Origin of the sequence: Neorhizobium sp. S3-V5DH, assembly GCF_004343065.1 — a bacterium.
Classification (GTDB): Bacteria; Pseudomonadota; Alphaproteobacteria; order Rhizobiales; family Rhizobiaceae; genus Neorhizobium; species Neorhizobium huautlense.
The window spans coordinates 31,638-48,667 of sequence record NZ_SMCL01000019.1 but is presented as its reverse complement, the minus strand read 5'-3'; the positions used below and the strand labels follow the sequence as shown (position 1 = coordinate 48,667).

The following is a 17,030-nucleotide window of genomic DNA, read 5'->3' as shown; positions in this document are numbered from 1 at the left end:
CTTTCATGGGTCAACTGCGAGGCTCCGCTTGCTCTACCAAGACTTCAGCGCCCGCAGCGTCGGGGTCTTCTTGAAGATATGTTCGTCCATACGGGCGAGAAGGCTGTCAAGCAGGCTGACTGCCTCACCAACGGCAGGTCCCTTATTGAGCATGACGCATTCCGCGCGGGCAGCCATGGCTGCGTCGGTCATCTCGCCGCGGGATGGCAGGCCGTCTTTTACCAGATCCTCCAGAACCTGCGTCGCCCAGACCGTCGGCACGAAGGCGGCCTCGCATATCCAGAGGATTTCCTCCTGCATTTCCGCCACCCGCTCGAAGCCGATCTCGGCGGCAAGATCGCCGCGGGCAATCATCACGCCGAAGGGGCGATTGCGGCAGCGGGCACGTGCGATCAATGCCGGCAGATTTGTGACCGCCTGCGGCTGCTCGATCTTGGCGATGAGGCCAAGCGCATGTTCGCGCGGGGGATGTTCGCCAAGCGCCTCCTCCAGGAGGTCGATGTCGTCGGCACGGCTCACAAAGGAATAGCCGAGCATATCGGCATGGCGAATGATGGTGGCGAGATCGCTCTGATCCTTGGCGGTCAAGGGAGACAGACCAAGCGCCGTATCCGGCAGGTTCAGTCCTTTCTCTGCCTTCAACTTGGCACCGACCGTTTTTGTATGCGTTATCCGAACGAGTGCCTCGCCGTCGCCAACGCTTTCGATCACGCCTTCCAGCTTGCCGTCATCATAGCGGATCCGGTCGCCGACCGAAACGCGTGTGACGATCTCGGGCAGCGAGACAGCCGCGCAGAAAGCGACCTCGGGCGTTGCGTAAGGCGTGCCCTTCGCCACCAACCGCAACAGATCGCCTGTCTCGATCCGCGATCCCTTTTCCGTCGCGACGGCTTCCGTGCGGATTTTCGGGCCTGCTATATCCATCAAGATCGTCAGGCGGCGACCGATGTCGGTTCCAGCGGCGCGCACGTGTCGTGCCATCTCCGTCCAGGCCTGCTCATCGTCATGGGCGCAGTTGATCCGCGCCACATCCATTCCGCGCCTGGCGAGATCGAGGATGAAGTCCGGCCGGCTCGCGGCCTCGCTTGGAAGCGTTACCATGATACGCCCGCGCCGGTTGGCGCGGGGCAGCCCGAAAAGCTCGTCCGTAGCCTGCGCCAGAAGATTTTCGCCCCGGAAGAACTCGCCCTCCGACGGCGACGCAAATTGCGGGTCGACGCCGCGCATCGCCGCAAGCGCAGCCAGAACGGCATCGATCGTCGGCAAGACCCGGCTCTCCAAGCGACCGAGCGAGGACAGCCCCCGCCGCATCAGCTTTCGCTGCAGGGGCCTCAGATCATGGTGACGCAGCGAAAGATAGTGGCAGAGGTTTTCCAGCCCCGCCCGCTTGTCCCCGGCCAGTGGGTCTGCGCCCAGCAATCCGCCCAACATCGGTGCCCCTTGTTTGGCTATGTCGTGGCGCAGCGCAGACAGTTCTTCAGACAGATCGGCCAGGTCATCAGGCCTGAGAGCATTTTCCACCGCATGCTGCAGCATCGCTATTCTCCTTTGGATGATTTCCTGCAGCCTGCATCGCGAAGATCAATTCTTCATGACGGCCGGCCGCACCTTGCGCTGCGTCAAGGAAGCCGAGAACCCGGCATGCGACACAAAGGCCAAAGCCAGCCTCGCCTGGCGAATTCTTCGTTGGGGCCGGTAACATGCTTGCCAAACAGCCGATCTATTTTGCCGAAGCCGACGCGGCGGGACTGGTCGGAGCCGCCCGCGTTCCTATCCTTCTGACAAATCGCGCCGAGCCGGCCGAGGTTCGCACTGCACCGGCAGCTCTTGTGGCGCTCATGGCGGCCGGAAATCGCAAGACAATGGATATCCCATGACCGACAAACTCCTCCTGACCTTCAATGCCGGTTCATCGACGGTGAAGATCGGCATCTTCAGGTTGGACGGCCATGGGGCCGCTCGTGTCGGCAAGGCGGTCGTCGATTTTGCAGATCAGCCCCCGGTGCTGCATCTCAAGGAAGGTCCGGAGCAATTTGAACTGCCTTTGAAGGGCGCGGCCGGCGACGATCTTGCGGAACTCATCGGCGAAGTCTTCCGGGAACTCGGCAAGCATTTCGATCTCGAGGCCGTTATGGCCGCAGGCCACCGGATCGTCCACGGCGGCGATATGTTCGACGGGCCGGTGGAACTGGAAGCAGAAACGCTCGAAAGCATCAGGAAGCTGACCGAGCTCGCGCCCTTGCATCAGCCCCAGGCACTTAGGCTTATCAGGGCCGTGAGGCATCTCCGCCCGTCGCTTTTCCAGACCGGCTCCTTCGATACGACCTTTCACGCGAGCCAGCCTGACCTCGTTCGGCGTCTGGCCATTCCGCGAGCCTATCACGACCGGGGCATCAAGCGGTACGGGTTCCACGGTCTTTCCTACCGTTACGTGAAAGGCGCTCTCGTGAAAAAGGCTCCCGACATCGCCGATGGCAAGGTGGTCATCGCCCATCTCGGCAGCGGCGCCAGCCTTTGCGCCATAGAAAACGGTGCGAGCCGCGATTCCAGCATGGGCTTTTCAACGCTCGACGGCGTTCCGATGGCGACACGTCCGGGCTGGCTTGATCCGGGTGTCCTGCTGCATTTCCTTGGCCCACTCGGCAAGTCCGTCCGGGAAGTCGAGGAAATGCTCTATCACCATTGCGGTCTTCTCGGCGTCTCCGGTGTCAGCGGCGACATCCGCGAACTTGTCAAGGACGATGGCAAGGAAGCCCGGGAAGCGGTTGATCTCTTCATATTCAGGATCGCCGGAGAAATCTGCCGCCTGGCCTCGACGCTCGGAGGATTGGACGGCCTCGTATTCACCGCCGGCATCGGCGAAAACCAGCCGATTATCCGCGAACGCGTCGCCGACCGACTGCTCTGGTTGGGTGTCGAACTCGATGCCGCAGCCAACGGCAGGAACGCCTCTAAAATCAGTACCCCAACAAGCCATGTCGCAGTCCATGTCATTCCGACGGACGAAGAACAGATGATCGCCGACGAATGTCTTTCTGTTCTGAAAGCGAACGATCGCGTGCCGGCCTAACGGCCCAGCCCAAGGAGAAGTCGATGCAGCTTAACGTGCCCCTTCCCACACAGCCCGAGATCGGCCCGCAAGAGCTGGCGCTGCTGGACCGCTATTGGCGCGCCGCCAATTATCTTTCCGTGGGGCAGATCTATCTGCTCGACAATCCCCTTCTGCGCGAGCCGCTGAAGCCCGAACACATCAAGCCTCGCCTGCTCGGCCACTGGGGCACGACGCCCGGCCTCAACTTCATCTATACCCACCTCAACCGCGTCATCCGTCACCGCGATATCGGCATGATCTATGTCTGCGGCCCCGGACACGGCGGGCCTGGCATGGTCGCCAGCACCTATCTCGAAGGCAGCTACAGCGAGATCTATCCGGATATCGGCCAAGACGCCGAGGGCATGAAAAGGCTCTTCAGGCAGTTTTCCTTTCCAGGCGGCATTCCGAGCCACGCGGCGCCTGAAACACCCGGCTCCATCCACGAAGGGGGCGAGCTCGGCTATGCGCTGGTGCATGCCTATGGCGCCGCCTTCGACAACCCCGATCTCGTCGTCGCCTGCGTCGTCGGCGACGGCGAGGCCGAGACCGGACCGCTTGCGGCAAGCTGGCAGTCGAACAAATTCATTAATCCGGCTCGCGATGGCGCGGTTCTGCCGATCCTGCATCTTAACGGCTACAAGATCGCCAATCCGACCGTGCTGTCGCGGATGAGCGACGAAGACCTCGACCATCTCTTCCGCGGCCATGGCTACGAGCCTTTCTTCGTCGAAGGGCACGAGCCGGAAAAGATGCACAGGCAGATGGCTGCAGTACTCGATCAGGCATTCGACCGCATCAGGACGATCCAGAGCGAAGCCCGCGAAGGCAAGGCCGGCGACCAGTGCCCGCGCTGGCCGATGATCGTGCTGCGCAGCCCCAAGGGCTGGACGGGGCCAAAGGAGGTGGACGGCAAGAAGGTGGAGGACTTCTGGCGGGCCCATCAGGTGCCTGTCGCAAATTACCGCGGGGACGCCGGGCACCGCAAAATCCTCGAAGACTGGATGCGGAGCTACAATCCGGACGATCTGTTCGATGCGGACGGGCGACTGAAGGAGGAGTTGAGGGCGCTGGTACCGACGGGTGAACGCCGGATGGGCGCCAACCCGCACGCCAACGGTGGTCTCCTGCGCAAGGAGCTCGTCGTGCCGGACATCGGCGATTACGCCGTGCCGGTGACCGAGCGCGGCGCGCTGATGGTGCAGACAACGGAGATCCTCGGCAAATACCTGCGCGACGTGCTGAAGCTCAACGACGCCCACTCGAATTTCCGCATCTTCGGCCCCGACGAAACGGAGTCCAACCGGCTAGGTGCCGTCTTCGAGGCCACCGATCGTGTCTGGATGGAGAGGATCGAGCCTTATGACGTGCACCTTGCGCGCGACGGCCGGGTGATGGAGGTGCTCTCGGAACATCTTTGCCAGGGCTGGTTGGAAGGCTACCTGCTGACCGGCCGGCACGGCTTCTTCTCCTGCTACGAAGCCTTCATCCATATCGTCGATTCGATGTTCAACCAGCACGCCAAGTGGCTGAAGGTTTCCCGGGAACTGCCCTGGAGAAAGCCGATCTCTTCGCTTAACTACCTGCTGACCTCGCATGTCTGGCGGCAGGACCATAACGGCTTTTCCCATCAGGACCCCGGTTTCGTCGATCTCGTCGCCAACAAGAAAGCGGATATCGTGCGCATCTACCTGCCGCCGGATGCCAATACCCTTTTGTGGGTCGGAGACCATTGCCTGAGGACCTGGGACCGCATCAACGTCATCGTTGCCGGCAAGCAGCCGGAGCCGCAATGGCTGACGATGGACGAGGCCGTTGCGCATTGCGAGGCCGGAGCCGGTATCTGGGCCTGGGCCGGTAACGAGGACGGCGCAGTCGCGCCCGACGTCGTCATGGCATGCGCCGGCGACGTCCCGACCATGGAAACGCTCGCGGCCGTCGCCCTCCTGCGGGAGGCGATACCGGAACTCAAGATCCGCGTGGTCAATGTCGTCGACCTGATGGCCCTGCAATCGAAGGAACACCACCCGCACGGCCTTGCCGACGAGGAATTCGACCGCCTCTTCACCACCGACCGGCCGGTGATCTTTGCCTATCACGGCTATCCTTATCTCATCCACCGGATGACCTATAAGCGCATCAACCACGGCAATATCCACGTCCGCGGTTTCGTGGAGGAAGGTACCACGACCACGCCCTTCGACATGACCGTGTTGAACGAACTCGACCGGTACCATCTTGCGATCGAGGCGATCGAACGCGTCCCGGGCCTCAAGGCGAAAGCAGGTCACGTCGTGGAAGCCCTGCAGGCCAAGCTTGACGAACACCATCACTATGTCAGGGAATACGGAGAAGACATGCCGGAGATCCAGAACTGGAGATGGAAACGTTAGGCGGCGCATCCGAATTGATGGATGTCAATGGCCGGTGATTTGCGTCAGGTATTGTCTTCAGAAAAGCCGCTCGGACCCGCCACGGGTTCGAGGTCGGTTTTTGCTGGAGCCCATATATGTCCGTCCCGTCTCTGCGATTCAGTGATCCTCCTCTCCATGAAAGCTGCTTATGGGGATTATCGGCCGAGGAGGCGGAGGCGCGGCTCGCCGAGCATGGCCAGAACCTATTGCCGGCCCCGCAAGCACCGTCGCTGTGGGTCATTTTCCTGCGCCAGTTCCGCAGCCCGCTGATCTATATCCTGCTGCTTGCAGCCGCCGTATCCTTGGCGGCGGGCGAAGCGGAAGATGCCGCCTTTATCGGCGCCGTGCTCCTCCTGAACGGTATCATAGGAACCATGCAGGAATACTCCGCGGGCCGTGCCGCAGCGGCGCTTCGCGCGCTTGAACAGCCGTATGCCGTTGTTATCAGGGATGGCCAGGTGCAGGAGATCGAAGCACGCCTTCTCGTCCACGGCGATCTTGTGCAGCTCGAGGCAGGTGGAAGGGTTCCGGCCGATGTCTCGCTGGTCGAAGCCAGTGATCTTCTCTGTGACGAATCGCTGCTGACCGGCGAGTCCCTTCCCGCGCGAAAGAGACTTCCCCTGCCGGGCACGCCGCCCGAAGGTCGGGAGGCCGCGATGGCATTCGCAGGAACCTTGATTACGCGCGGCCGCGGCAAGGGCGTCGTTACTGCGACGGGACTTTCCACCGAGATCGGGCGGATCGCTTCCGAGATCAACAAGGCGTCCATCTCGCAACCGCCGCTGATGATCCGGCTTGCCCGCTTTTCGAATATCATCGCCTGGACGGTGGGGATTGCCTCGATCGTGCTCGTGGCCGTCGGGCTTTTGCGCGGCATGGCCTGGAGCGACCTGTTCCTGATGTCCGTCGGCCTCGCCGTCAGCGCCATTCCGGAAGGGTTGCCGATCGCCATATCGATTGCGCTCGCAATCAGCATGCGTCGCATGGCCAGGCGAAATGTCATCGTCCGACGAATGCCGGCGGTCGAGTCGCTTGGATCCTGCACGATGATCGCAACCGACAAGACCGGAACATTGACCCTGAACGACCTGACGGTGACGGATATCCGCCTGCCCGAGGGCACCGACCTGCTGCTCGACGCCGGACAGGATCTCGACGCATGCGAGATCCGGGGCTCCGATCTGAGTCCTTCCGAAGCACGCAACCGGGCCGCGAGACTGCTGCAGGCGGCATTGTTACCGAACGAAGGCTCGCTCTCACGCGATGGCGACGGCTGGAAAGGCGTCGGCGATACGGTCGACGTCGCGCTGCTGGCAGCCGCCCATAAAGGCGGTCTTACCCAGGATACGATGGTGGAAACCTATCCCCTCGTCGGCCGCATTCCCTACGAGCCGGATCTCAAATATGCGGCGTCCTTCCATCGAAGCGGCGAACGCATTCGCATTTTCGTCAAGGGCTCGGCTGAAATCCTGATCGACATGGCCGATCGGATGGATACGGGCAAAGGCGTCGTGCCGATCGAACGTCTAACGCTTCTACGGCAGAAGGAAAAAATGGCGGAGCGCGGCCTGCGCGTACTCGCCTTTGCCGAAGGAGAAATCCGAAGCGGCGCGGACGAGACCTTTGGCCACCACCACCTCGTCGATCTTGTTTTCCTTGGTCTGGCAGGTATGCAGGACCCCATCCGTCCGGAAGTTCCCCAGGCGATCCGCGACTGCCACGCGGCGGGAGTCCAGGTCGCAATGGTGACAGGCGACGATCCGAAAACGGCAGCGGCCATCGCCGCCGAAGCCGGATTGGCTTTCAGGCAGGATCAGGTGACGACGGGTGAAGAGGTAGATCGCGCCGAAGCGGCGGGACAGGCCGCCCTCGACGAGTTGACGCGCCGCGTCCGGATTTACGCCCGCGTCGCCCCCGCCCAGAAGCTGTCGATCGTCCTTTCGCTGGCGCGCAACGGCCATTTCGTCGCCGTCACGGGAGATGGCGTCAACGACGCGCCGGCGCTCAAACATGCCCATGTCGGCGTGGCAATGGGCCGGAAGGGTACGGAGGTCGCCAAAGAGAGCGCCGACATCGTCGTCACGGACGACAACTTCGCCTCCATCGTCAGCGGGATCCGCGAGGGGCGCACCGCCTATTCGAATATCCGCAAAGTTATCCTGATGCTGGTCGCCACGGGTGCGGCCGAAATCCTGCTCTTCCTGCTGGCGATCCCGCTCGGCCTGCCGATGCCGCTGCTGCCGGTGCAGCTCCTGTGGCTCAATCTCGTCACCAACGGCATCCAGGACGTCGCACTTGCCGGAGAGAAGCCGGAGGGAGACGAGCTCACCCGGCCGCCGCGGCGCCCGAAGGAGCCGATCTTCGACCGCCTGATGATCCGCCGCATCCTCCTGTCCACCCTCGTGATCGGCGGCGGCGGTTTCGCCGCCTTCTATTGGCTTCTCGAACAGGGATACGAAGTGTCCGCAGCGCGCAACATGCTGCTTCTGCTTTTCGTCATGTTCGAGAATGTTCAGACCTTTACCTGCCGATCGGAACGACGCTCGGTTTTCTCGTTCAACTTTTTCGGCAATCCGCTGCTCATCTTGACCGTCGTCGCAGCGCAGGCCCTGCATATCTCGGCGATGTATATCCCCTGGTTTCGGGATACGCTCGAGCTTGCCCCGATATCCCTTTCCGAATGGGCCTTGATGCTGCTTGCCGCATCGTCAATCCTGCTGGTGAGCGAACTGGACAAATGGCGTTGCCGCAAGGCAGCATGAGCGCTCGATCGTCGGGAGTTGCATCTGATGCCGAAGCGCAGCGCAGGTCTCTTGATATTTCGCCGACAGGGTGGGGATCTGCAGGTTCTCCTGGTGCATCCTGGAGGACCGTTCTGGGCGCGCAAGGACGATGGCGCCTGGTCCATTCCGAAGGGCCTTGTGGAAGAAGGCGAGGACGAACTTGGCGCCGCCATCCGCGAGGCGGCGGAGGAAATCGGAACCACCATCGAGGGCTCCTTCGAGCGACTGGGGGAATACAGGCAACCCGGCGGCAAGAGGGTTCTGGTCTGGGCAGTCGAAGCCGATCCCCCGATCGATGAAGGCCACCTGGTCAGCAATCTGTTCTCGCTGGAATGGCCACCGCGCTCGGGTGTCTTTAGACAATTCCCGGAGGTGGACCGGGCCGGCTGGTTTTCCATTGCCGAGGCAAGGCAGAAAATCTTGAAAGGACAGGAGCCGATCCTCAACGATTTCATGGATCCGGCCACGACCGCTCGGCAACATTGATCCGCATCAATGTCGTCTGGACGGTGACGGGCGATCAGATAGCACCGCAAGACGAAGCCGAGAGCGTCGGCAACAGCAATCATACTCAAGGCTTTCGCGCCTGCCGCAAACCCCAGATGTCCGATGGAGCCATACAGTGAATCGCACCGGGAAAATTGCCATCGTCCTCGCCATTGTCGGGTTGGCCGCAGGTTCTGCGTGGAAATATCTACAGGACCGCAGCGCCGAACAAGCGCTGCGCGGTATCGCCAGCGGCAATGGACGCATTGAAGCCACAGAGATCGATATAGCCGCACGGACAGCCGGCCGCCTTTCGGACGTGCTCGTCAAGGAAGGCGATTTTGTCGAAGTCGGGCAGATTCTGGCCCGGATGGATATCGAACAGCTGACCGCCGAGAAACGGGAGGCCGAGGCGCAGCTTTCAAGGGCGAGGATCGGCATCGACACGGCCCGAAGCTTCGTCACCCAAAGGGAAGCAGAAAAGGAGGCCGCGGCCGCGGCCGTTGCACAAAACGAGGTGGAACTCCAGTCGGCTCGAAAGAGGCTTGCCCGCAGCGAGCAGCTTTCCCGCAGCGGCTCGGTCTCGGAGCAGGTTCTTGACGACGACCGCGCTCGCGTCGACACATCGGTCGCAACCGTCGCAGCCGCCAGGGCGAGGCTTGCGGCAACCGACGCAGCCATCGGTTCGGCCAGATCCCAGGTGATTGACGCAGAAGCATCGGTCGAAGCGGCGCAGGCGACGATCGCCAGGATCGAGGCGGACCTGCGCGATTGCGAACTCAAGGCGCCGCGCAGCGGCCGGATCCAATACCTGGTCGCCCGGCCTGGCGAAGTTGTCGCCGCCGGAGGACGGGTTCTCAACATGCTGGATATCGGGGATGTATACATGACCTTCTTCCTGCCGACTGCCGAGGCCGGGCGAACCGCCATCGGCAGCGAGGCGCGCATCGTTCTCGACGCCGCACCCCAATACGTCATCCCGGCCAGGATATCCTTCGTTTCGGACATCGCGCAGTTCACGCCCAAGACGGTCGAGACGGAGGAGGAGCGCCAGAAGCTGATGTTCCGCCTGCGCGCCCAAGTCCCGCGGGAACTCCTGCAGAAATACGTGGCGCAGGTGAAGACCGGACTTCCGGGTCGGACCTATGTCAAAATCGATTCCAACGCCGCATGGCCGGCCGCGCTAGCTCAACCGCTTACGCCTTGATTTGGAGCAGTCAGCCATGGTTGATCCCGCGGAACCAGCCTTCGTCGCCCGTCTGACGGGCGTCAGCCACACCTACGGCACTACCCTCGCGCTCGACGGGATATCGCTGGATATACCGCAAGGGCGGATGGCCGGCTTCATCGGCCCGGACGGGGTCGGCAAGTCGACGCTTCTTTCGCTGATCGCCGGCGCTCGTTCGATCCAGCGGGGCGATGTCCAGGCGCTGGGCGGCGATATGCGCGCCGGCCGCCACCGCCGCCGCGTCTGCCCGGCCATCGCCTATATGCCGCAGGGCCTCGGCCGCAATCTTTATCCAACCCTGTCGGTCTTCGAAAACGCCGATTTTTTCGGAAGCCTGTTCGGCCAGAACAAGGCCGAACGCCAACAGCGCATCCGCACGCTCCTGAAGCGCACGGGCCTTGCCGGATTCGAGGATCGGCCTGCCGGCAAGCTTTCCGGTGGCATGAAACAGAAGCTCAGCCTCTGCTGCGCTCTCCTCCATGATCCTGATCTCCTTATTCTCGACGAACCCACAACCGGCGTCGATCCGCTGTCGCGGCGTCAATTCTGGAACCTGATCGACGACATCCGGGCCGCGCGGCCGCAGATCAGCGTCATTGTCGCAACCGCGTATATGGAAGAGGCCGCACGCTTCGACTGGCTGGCAGCCATTGATTCGGGAAAAGTCCTCGCAACCGGCTCCCCACAGGAGATCCTGGCGCAGACGGGCGCCGCTACCCTCGATGACGCCTTCATTGCACTGATGCCCGAGGACAAGCGATCTGCGCATCACGCGGTGGAACTTCAGCCGCCGCCCTCGTTTGACGAGGCGGATTTTGCCATCGAGGCGCAGGATCTGACCATGCGTTTCGGCGCCTTCACCGCCGTCGACAATGTCAGCTTCCGTATCCGTCGCGGCGAGATCTTCGGCTTTCTCGGCTCCAACGGATGCGGCAAATCCACCACCATGAAAATGCTGACCGGGCTGTTGCCGGCAAGCGAAGGCACGGCCAAGCTGTTCGGCAGGCAAGTCGACCCGCGGGACATGGATATCCGCAGACGGGTTGGCTACATGTCGCAGGCATTTTCACTCTATACCGAGCTGACGGTGCGACAGAACCTCGACCTGCATGCGCGCATCTTCCGGCTCCCGCCCGAGACAATTCCGACGCGCATCGAAGAAATGGGGCGACGGTTCCAGCTGCTGGAAGTCATGGATACGCTGCCCGACGCGCTACCGCTCGGTATCCGGCAGCGGCTGTCGCTCGCCGTAGCCCTTGTCCATTCGCCCGAGGTTCTGATCCTGGACGAACCGACGTCCGGGGTCGATCCGATCGCCAGAGATCAGCTCTGGGCAATGCTGATCGAACTCTCCCGCAAGGAGAAAGTGACGATTTTCATCTCCACCCACTTCATGAACGAGGCAGAGCGCTGCGATCGCATCTCGCTGATGCATGCCGGCAAGGTATTGGTGAGCGATACACCCGCCGCAATCCAGGAGAACCGCCAGGCGGCCACGCTTGAAGAGGCCTTCATCGGTTATCTCGAAGACGCCACGATGGAGACACCCGACGTGGTGGCGACGGAATCGGAGGAAGGCTCCGACACGCCGGTGCCTGCCGCCCCGCCGCATCGACGGCTTTTCGACCTGCGCCGGATCTTGAGTTTCAGCCGCCGTGAAGCCCTTGAGCTGCGCCGCGATCCGATCCGCGCCACACTGGCGCTGATCGGCAGCGTGATCCTGATGTTCGTCGTCGGTTACGGCATCAACATGGATGTGCAGAACCTGACCTTCGCCGTGCTCGACCGAGACGATACGGTCGCCAGTCGGGACTACGTCGCCAATATTGCCGGTTCCCGCTACTTCATCGAAGAGCCGCCACTTCAAGACTATGCCGATCTCGACGGGCGCATGCGAGGGGGAAGGCTGAAACTTGCAATCGAGATACCGGCAGGTTTTGCCGAACGCGTCGCGCGGGGCAACGACGTGGAGATCGGAGCGTGGATCGACGGGGCGATGCCGCAACGGGCCGAGACCATTCGCGGCTATGTCCAGGGAATGCATGCGGCCTGGCTTGCCCGGCATATGCGGGAAACCTACGGTGACGCGGCGGCTGCGTCGTTCTCGATCGAAACCCGCTTTCGCTACAATCCCGGCATCGAGAGCCTGGTTGCCATGGTGCCTGCCGTCATACCGTTATTGCTGCTGTTGATCCCGGCGATGCTCACGGCCTTGTCCGTCGTTCGGGAAAAGGAACTCGGCTCGATCGTCAATTTCTACGTGACGCCGGTCACCAGGCTCGAATTTCTTTTGGGCAAGCAGATTCCGTATCTCGTCCTCGGCTTGGCGAATGCCGCCCTGCTCTGGCTCTTCGCCGTCCTCGTCTTTCAGGTACCCTTTACCGGCAGCCTGCTGCCATTTGCGGCCGCCGCCCTGCTCTACGTCGCCTTTTCCACCGCCTTCGGCCTCCTGGTTTCCAGTTTCATATCGAGCCAGATCGCCGCGATATTCGGAACAACGCTGATGACCATCATTCCGGCGGTTCAGTTTTCCGGCATGATCGACCCGGTCTCATCGCTCCAGGGTCTCGGCGCGCTGATCGGCCAGATCTACCCGACCACCTATTTCAACATCATCTCGCGCGGCACTTTTTCAAAGGGACTGGCGTTCGAAAACCTCGGCAGCGCCTTCCTGCCGCTCGTCGTCGCAGGCCCTCTGCTCATCGCTGCGGCAACCGTCTTTCTCAAGAAGCAGGCAAGGTGAAGCATGCGGCCCGGAACAATCTTTTATCTCGGGATGAAGGAACTGCAGGGACTGGTGCGCGATCCGATCCTCATCGGACTGATCATCTATGCCTTTACCATCGCCGTCTATACCGAAGCAGAGTCGGTACCCGAAACCCTGAACAATGCCCCAATCGCCCTCGTCGACGAAGACAATTCGCCGCTCTCGCGACGGATCGGGGATTCTTTCCTGAGCCCCTATTTCAAGCAACCGGTCATGATCACGGCGGGCGAGATGGATGCGCGCATGGATGCCGGCACCGATACTTTCGCGCTCGACATCCCGCCGAATTTCCAGAGCGACCTCATCGCGGGCAAGGCACCGGTCATCCAGCTCAATGTTGACGCCACGCGGATGACCCAGGCCTTTTCCGGCTCCGGCTATGTGCAGAGCATCGTGACTACGGAGGTCTCGGATTTTGCGCGTGCGAGCACTGTCGAGCAAACTCCCGACGTGGAGCTCACGCTTCGGTCCCGCTTCAATCCGGAGCTGAACCAGAGGTGGTTTGCGTCGGTGATGAGCATCATCGACAACGTGACCATGCTGTCGATCATCCTGACCGGCACCGCCCTTATCCGCGAGCGCGAACACGGCACGATCGAGCATCTCCTGGTCATGCCGGTAACGCCGATCGAGATCATGCTGTCAAAGGTTTGGTCGATGGGCATCGTCGTCTTCTGCGCCACGTTGTTTTCGCTGATCGTCATCGTACAGCTCATGTTGCAGGTTCCGATCGAGGGGTCGCTGGCGCTCTTCATGGCGGGAGCGGCGCTGCATCTTCTTGCAACCACCGCCATGGGGATCGCGCTTGCGACGATCGCCGGATCGATGCCGCAGTTCGGGCTTCTGATCATGCTCGTCCTCCTGCCACTGCAAATCCTTTCTGGAGCGACGACCCCACGCGAAAGCATGCCGGCAATGATCCAGACGATCATGCTCGCGGCCCCCAACACACATTTCGTCCTGATGGCGCAGGCAATACTCTATCGCGGCGCCGGCCTATCCGTCGTTTGGCCGCAGCTCATCTGGCTTGCGGGGATTGCAACGATCCTGTTTACGTTTTCGCTGCGCGGCTTCCGCCGTTCGCTGAAGTAACCACACCTGCCTGCGTCCGCATCTGGGGTCTCAGACCGCGACCGGCGCCTCGATGGCGGGGTGCGGATCGTATCCCGTCACCTCAAAGTCCTCGATGCGGTATCCATCGATGCTATCCGGCCGCCGCAGCAGGCTAAGCTTCGGAAACGGCCTCGGCTCTCTCTCAAGCAAGGTGTTCGCCATGTCGATATGATCGAGATAGAGGTGAACGTCGCCACCGACCCAGACCAGTTCGCCAGGCACCATATCCACCTGCTGCGCGACCATGGCGAGCAGGGCCGCCTGCTGGCAGACGTTGAACGGGTTTCCAAGTCCCATGTCGCTCGATCTCTGAAGAACGAGAAGCGAAACCTTTGGGCGCCCCTCGCCCATGCCGGAAACGTAGAACTGATACGTCATGTGGCAAGGCGGCAATGCCATCTGGTCCAGCTCTGGGACATTCCAGGCATGGAACAGCATCCGGCGGCTTGACGGATTCTTTCGAAGCGTTTCAATCACTCCCGAGATCTGGTCGTATTCCTTGCCGTCTGCGCCCTTCCAGCGACGCCACTGCTTGCCGTAGACAGGGCCGAGATCGCCCCATTCTTCAGCAAAAGCGTCGTCGGCCAGAATTTTGTCCTCAAAATCCTTCTGCGAAATCTCGGAGCCCGTTGCCTTGCGATATGCGGCGAGCGGCCAGTCGGTCCAGATGCGCACGTTTTCCTTCAGAAGCGACTGGATGTTGGTCTGTCCCGTCAGGAACCACAACATCTCCTTCACCGCGGTCTTCCAGAACACCTTTTTTGTCGAATAGACGGGAAACGTTCCGTCCGACAGGTCGAAACGCATCATCGCGCCGAACATGGAGAGCGTGCCGACACCCGTGCGGTCGATCCGCTTGTCCCCCTTTTCGAGTAGGTGGGTCAGTACATCGAGATACTGGTATTCCGGGTGTCTCAACGTCAAGGCGATGTCCTTTCGCGATGATCCACCGCCATGCGTCCGTTCGCGCGAGGGCCGGTGAGAACCGCCGATTCTTTAGCCAGAGATCTACATACTAGCACGGCAAGCCGCGGCCAATCTCGTTGCACCGCTTTCCCCGGCATTTCACCAGAGGCCTAATATGGTTCACCTGGGCACGTAATTGCGCCAGTTGTGCTTCTCGGAGAAGTTCAGAACCTCGCGGATCTTGCGGTTGCTGATCGGAGCTTCGAATTCGTCCAGCTCGCGCGTGATCGGCGTATTGGCGGCCCATCGCTCAAGGAATGGCCGCGTCGGCTCCCAGGCGGTGATCGTGTCGTTGACGGTGTTGAAGACCTGGAAGCCGAGGCCGTCCTTTTCGACGCAGAGATGGACGATCTGGCCGAGATCGCGGGCGTCGATATAGCTCCACGCATTGCGTTTGCGGGACGGCGGATCCGCAAGGAAGGCGGGAAAGCGGGCATAGTCTTCCGGCGAGATCACGTTGCCGATCCTCAGCGCATAGATATCCGCGCCGTAGCGCATGGAAAAGGCGCGTGCCGTCTTCTCGTTGACGACCTTGGAAAGACCATAGCTGTCCATCGGGTCGACGTCATAATCTTCCGTCAGCGGAAAGGAGCGATAATCCTTGTCTCCCTCGGCAAAGCAGACGCCGTAGGTCGTTTCACTGGAGGCGATGATCACTTTGCGGATGCCGAGTTTCATCGCCGCTTCGATGACATTGTAGGTCGATATCGTGTTGGCCGCGAATGTCGTATTGTCCGGCCGCATCAAGATTCTGGGAACCGCCGCGAAGTGCACCACCGCATCGACCGGCGCCGGCCCCTTCCCGGTCTGAAGCCCTTCGAACCCGAAATGCATGGAAAGCGCGTTGAAGGTCTCACCGCTGTCCGTCAGGTCGGTGATAAGGGTATTGACGCCCGGGCAATCCAGCGGCACGAGATCCAGGTTGAAGACCTCGTGTCCTTCGCCGACCAGATAAGGCACCGCATGCCGCCCGGCCTTGCCGCTGCCCCCGGTGAATACGATCCGCTTGCCCATGATGCCGCCTCCTCAAATCCCGTCCGGCCCGCCGCGTCTGTCGACATCGCCTGCCTGCTGCGACGAGGCATAGTCGAAACGACGTAACCAGTCCGATGATGAAGCATGGCACCGCCTGCCCGTCAATGTCGATCGCGGCAGCCGATTGCCGCTCCGCTTCGCAAGGAAGTGCGGTCAAGCGCTTCCCTTGGGCGTTGCCCGAACGAAAACGTGCCTCACGAACTTCACAAATCGACGAGGAGGAGCGCGCTCCATCGCTTGCCTCCCTGTAGGTTATCGGCCTGTTGAGTCCTGTTCAGCCAATCGCGAATCGGGCAGAAAAAGACCATTCCTCAGCCCGGAGCCTCGACATGCGTTTCCGCCACGCCCTTGCCGTCATCGCCTCTTTCGTGATCGCGGGGCCAGCTTTTCCGCAGGACCATCCTTCGGCCTTCGTCGGTTCGTGGGAGGTGGAAACAGGCAGCGCGGCCGGCAAATGCAACGTCGAACTCAAAAGCACGAGTTTCGCAGGCAAGCTCTCCGCCCGCAGCATCATGTGCCTGGGCCCTTTGGGCTTCCTGAACGGATGGACGCCGAGCCGAGAAGGCGTCACGCTGCTCGACGCCGGCGGCAGGGAGATCGGCAGCTTCGGACCGTCCCGCGGCAACCTCGTCGGACGTCTGAGCGACGGCAGCATTGTCACCATGAGACCGACGAGCGGCCAGCGTTTCGGCGGCAGGCGCGACGATGATCGCTGGCGGCCCGGCCGGGACGGAAACGATCGCGCGGACTGCTATCTGCGCGAAGATACCGGCCGTTGCGCCGATCCCGCCGACATTCCGCCGCCGCGGGAACGCCGTCTCGTCCGCTCGATCGGTCCGCTCAATGTCCGCAGGCAGGAAGATATGAGCAGCCCGGTCGTGACCCACACCGAGGCGGGCGAATGTTTCACCGTCTACGGCTGCCGCGATACCCGGTGGGGGCCCCGTTGCGAAGTCCGCTGGGGCAAGAACCAGATCGGCTATACGGTCAAGTATTTCGAGAAGAACGGGAAAAACTATATCGGGTTTCTGAACCGCTGCTGAAAACCCGGCCGCTTTCCCACGCCGTCGTCTGTTTCGAGGGCCGGTCTTCATCACCACGATGGGCCGTGGGGAGGATTGCGGCGCGAGACGCGAAAAGTCTCAGC

The 17,030-nt window shown here is 61.7% G+C and carries 12 protein-coding genes; 9 read left to right on the top strand and 3 right to left on the bottom strand.

Annotation, left to right across the window (positions count from 1 at the left end; genetic code table 11):
• Positions 1-33: 33 nt before the first annotated feature.
• Complete coding sequence (locus tag EDE09_RS21510; protein WP_132412829.1) at positions 34-1,536, bottom strand: pyruvate kinase; 1,503 nt, start codon at positions 1,534-1,536, stop codon at positions 34-36.
• Positions 1,537-1,700: 164 nt separating this feature from the next.
• Between EDE09_RS21510 and EDE09_RS21505 the strand changes: the two genes are divergently transcribed.
• The 8 genes from EDE09_RS21505 (at position 1,701) to EDE09_RS21470 (ending at position 13,861) form a co-directional block, all read left to right on the top strand.
• Entirely contained in the window at positions 1,701-1,877 is a 177-nt protein-coding gene (locus EDE09_RS21505) for a hypothetical protein (protein WP_348631330.1), read from the top strand.
• Positions 1,874-3,070, top strand: a complete 1,197-nt coding sequence (locus tag EDE09_RS21500) for an acetate/propionate family kinase (protein ID WP_132412827.1) — start codon at positions 1,874-1,876, stop codon at positions 3,068-3,070. Before EDE09_RS21505 ends, EDE09_RS21500 begins: the two co-directional genes overlap by 4 nt.
• Before the next feature lie 23 nt (positions 3,071-3,093).
• Entirely contained in the window at positions 3,094-5,484 is a 2,391-nt protein-coding gene (locus tag EDE09_RS21495; protein ID WP_132412825.1) for a phosphoketolase family protein, read from the top strand.
• Positions 5,485-5,600: 116 nt separating this feature from the next.
• Positions 5,601-8,267: an HAD-IC family P-type ATPase gene (locus EDE09_RS21490; protein ID WP_132412823.1), complete on the top strand. Its 2,667-nt coding sequence runs from the start codon at positions 5,601-5,603 to the stop codon at positions 8,265-8,267.
• Between the two features lie 27 nt (positions 8,268-8,294).
• Positions 8,295-8,774 (top strand): NUDIX domain-containing protein, encoded by a 480-nt coding sequence (locus EDE09_RS21485; protein WP_132412821.1) that lies wholly within the window; start codon positions 8,295-8,297, stop codon positions 8,772-8,774.
• A gap of 181 nt (positions 8,775-8,955) precedes the next feature.
• Entirely contained in the window at positions 8,956-9,981 is a 1,026-nt protein-coding gene (locus tag EDE09_RS21480) for an HlyD family efflux transporter periplasmic adaptor subunit (protein WP_245422978.1), read from the top strand.
• Positions 9,982-9,997: 16 nt separating this feature from the next.
• Positions 9,998-12,745, top strand: coding sequence for a ribosome-associated ATPase/putative transporter RbbA (gene rbbA / locus EDE09_RS21475; RefSeq protein ID WP_132412819.1), 2,748 nt, complete (start codon positions 9,998-10,000; stop codon positions 12,743-12,745).
• 3 nt (positions 12,746-12,748) lie between these two features.
• Positions 12,749-13,861, top strand: coding sequence for an ABC transporter permease (locus EDE09_RS21470; RefSeq protein ID WP_132412817.1), 1,113 nt, complete (start codon positions 12,749-12,751; stop codon positions 13,859-13,861).
• 30 nt (positions 13,862-13,891) lie between these two features.
• Here the strand turns inward: EDE09_RS21470 and thyA are convergent, their stop codons facing one another.
• Together thyA and EDE09_RS21460 are read right to left on the bottom strand one after the other, a co-directional pair.
• On the bottom strand, positions 13,892-14,806 hold the full coding sequence (gene thyA, locus EDE09_RS21465) for a thymidylate synthase (RefSeq protein WP_105373824.1): 915 nt from the start codon (positions 14,804-14,806) through the stop codon (positions 13,892-13,894).
• Positions 14,807-14,968: 162 nt separating this feature from the next.
• Entirely contained in the window at positions 14,969-15,862 is an 894-nt protein-coding gene (locus EDE09_RS21460; RefSeq protein WP_132412815.1) for an NAD(P)-dependent oxidoreductase, read from the bottom strand.
• A 350-nt stretch (positions 15,863-16,212) separates the two neighbouring features.
• On the opposite strand from EDE09_RS21460, the gene EDE09_RS21455 reads away from it, so the two are divergent.
• The gene (locus EDE09_RS21455; RefSeq protein WP_105373826.1) at positions 16,213-16,926 is read left to right on the top strand and encodes an AprI/Inh family metalloprotease inhibitor; all 714 of its coding nucleotides are present in this window, start codon (positions 16,213-16,215) and stop codon (positions 16,924-16,926) included.
• The last annotated feature ends 104 nt before the right edge of the window (positions 16,927-17,030 follow it).

Coding starts and splice junctions, on each gene's coding strand:
- EDE09_RS21510 (WP_132412829.1), bottom strand. CDS start 1,536: ATGCTGCAGCATGCGGTGGAAAATGCTCTCAGGCCTGATGACCTGGCC.
- EDE09_RS21505 (WP_348631330.1), top strand. CDS start 1,701: ATGCTTGCCAAACAGCCGATCTATTTTGCCGAAGCCGACGCGGCGGGA.
- EDE09_RS21500 (WP_132412827.1), top strand. CDS start 1,874: ATGACCGACAAACTCCTCCTGACCTTCAATGCCGGTTCATCGACGGTG.
- EDE09_RS21495 (WP_132412825.1), top strand. CDS start 3,094: ATGCAGCTTAACGTGCCCCTTCCCACACAGCCCGAGATCGGCCCGCAA.
- EDE09_RS21490 (WP_132412823.1), top strand. CDS start 5,601: ATGTCCGTCCCGTCTCTGCGATTCAGTGATCCTCCTCTCCATGAAAGC.
- EDE09_RS21485 (WP_132412821.1), top strand. CDS start 8,295: ATGCCGAAGCGCAGCGCAGGTCTCTTGATATTTCGCCGACAGGGTGGG.
- rbbA (WP_132412819.1), top strand. CDS start 9,998: ATGGTTGATCCCGCGGAACCAGCCTTCGTCGCCCGTCTGACGGGCGTC.
- EDE09_RS21470 (WP_132412817.1), top strand. CDS start 12,749: ATGCGGCCCGGAACAATCTTTTATCTCGGGATGAAGGAACTGCAGGGA.
- EDE09_RS21460 (WP_132412815.1), bottom strand. CDS start 15,862: ATGGGCAAGCGGATCGTATTCACCGGGGGCAGCGGCAAGGCCGGGCGG.
- EDE09_RS21455 (WP_105373826.1), top strand. CDS start 16,213: ATGCGTTTCCGCCACGCCCTTGCCGTCATCGCCTCTTTCGTGATCGCG.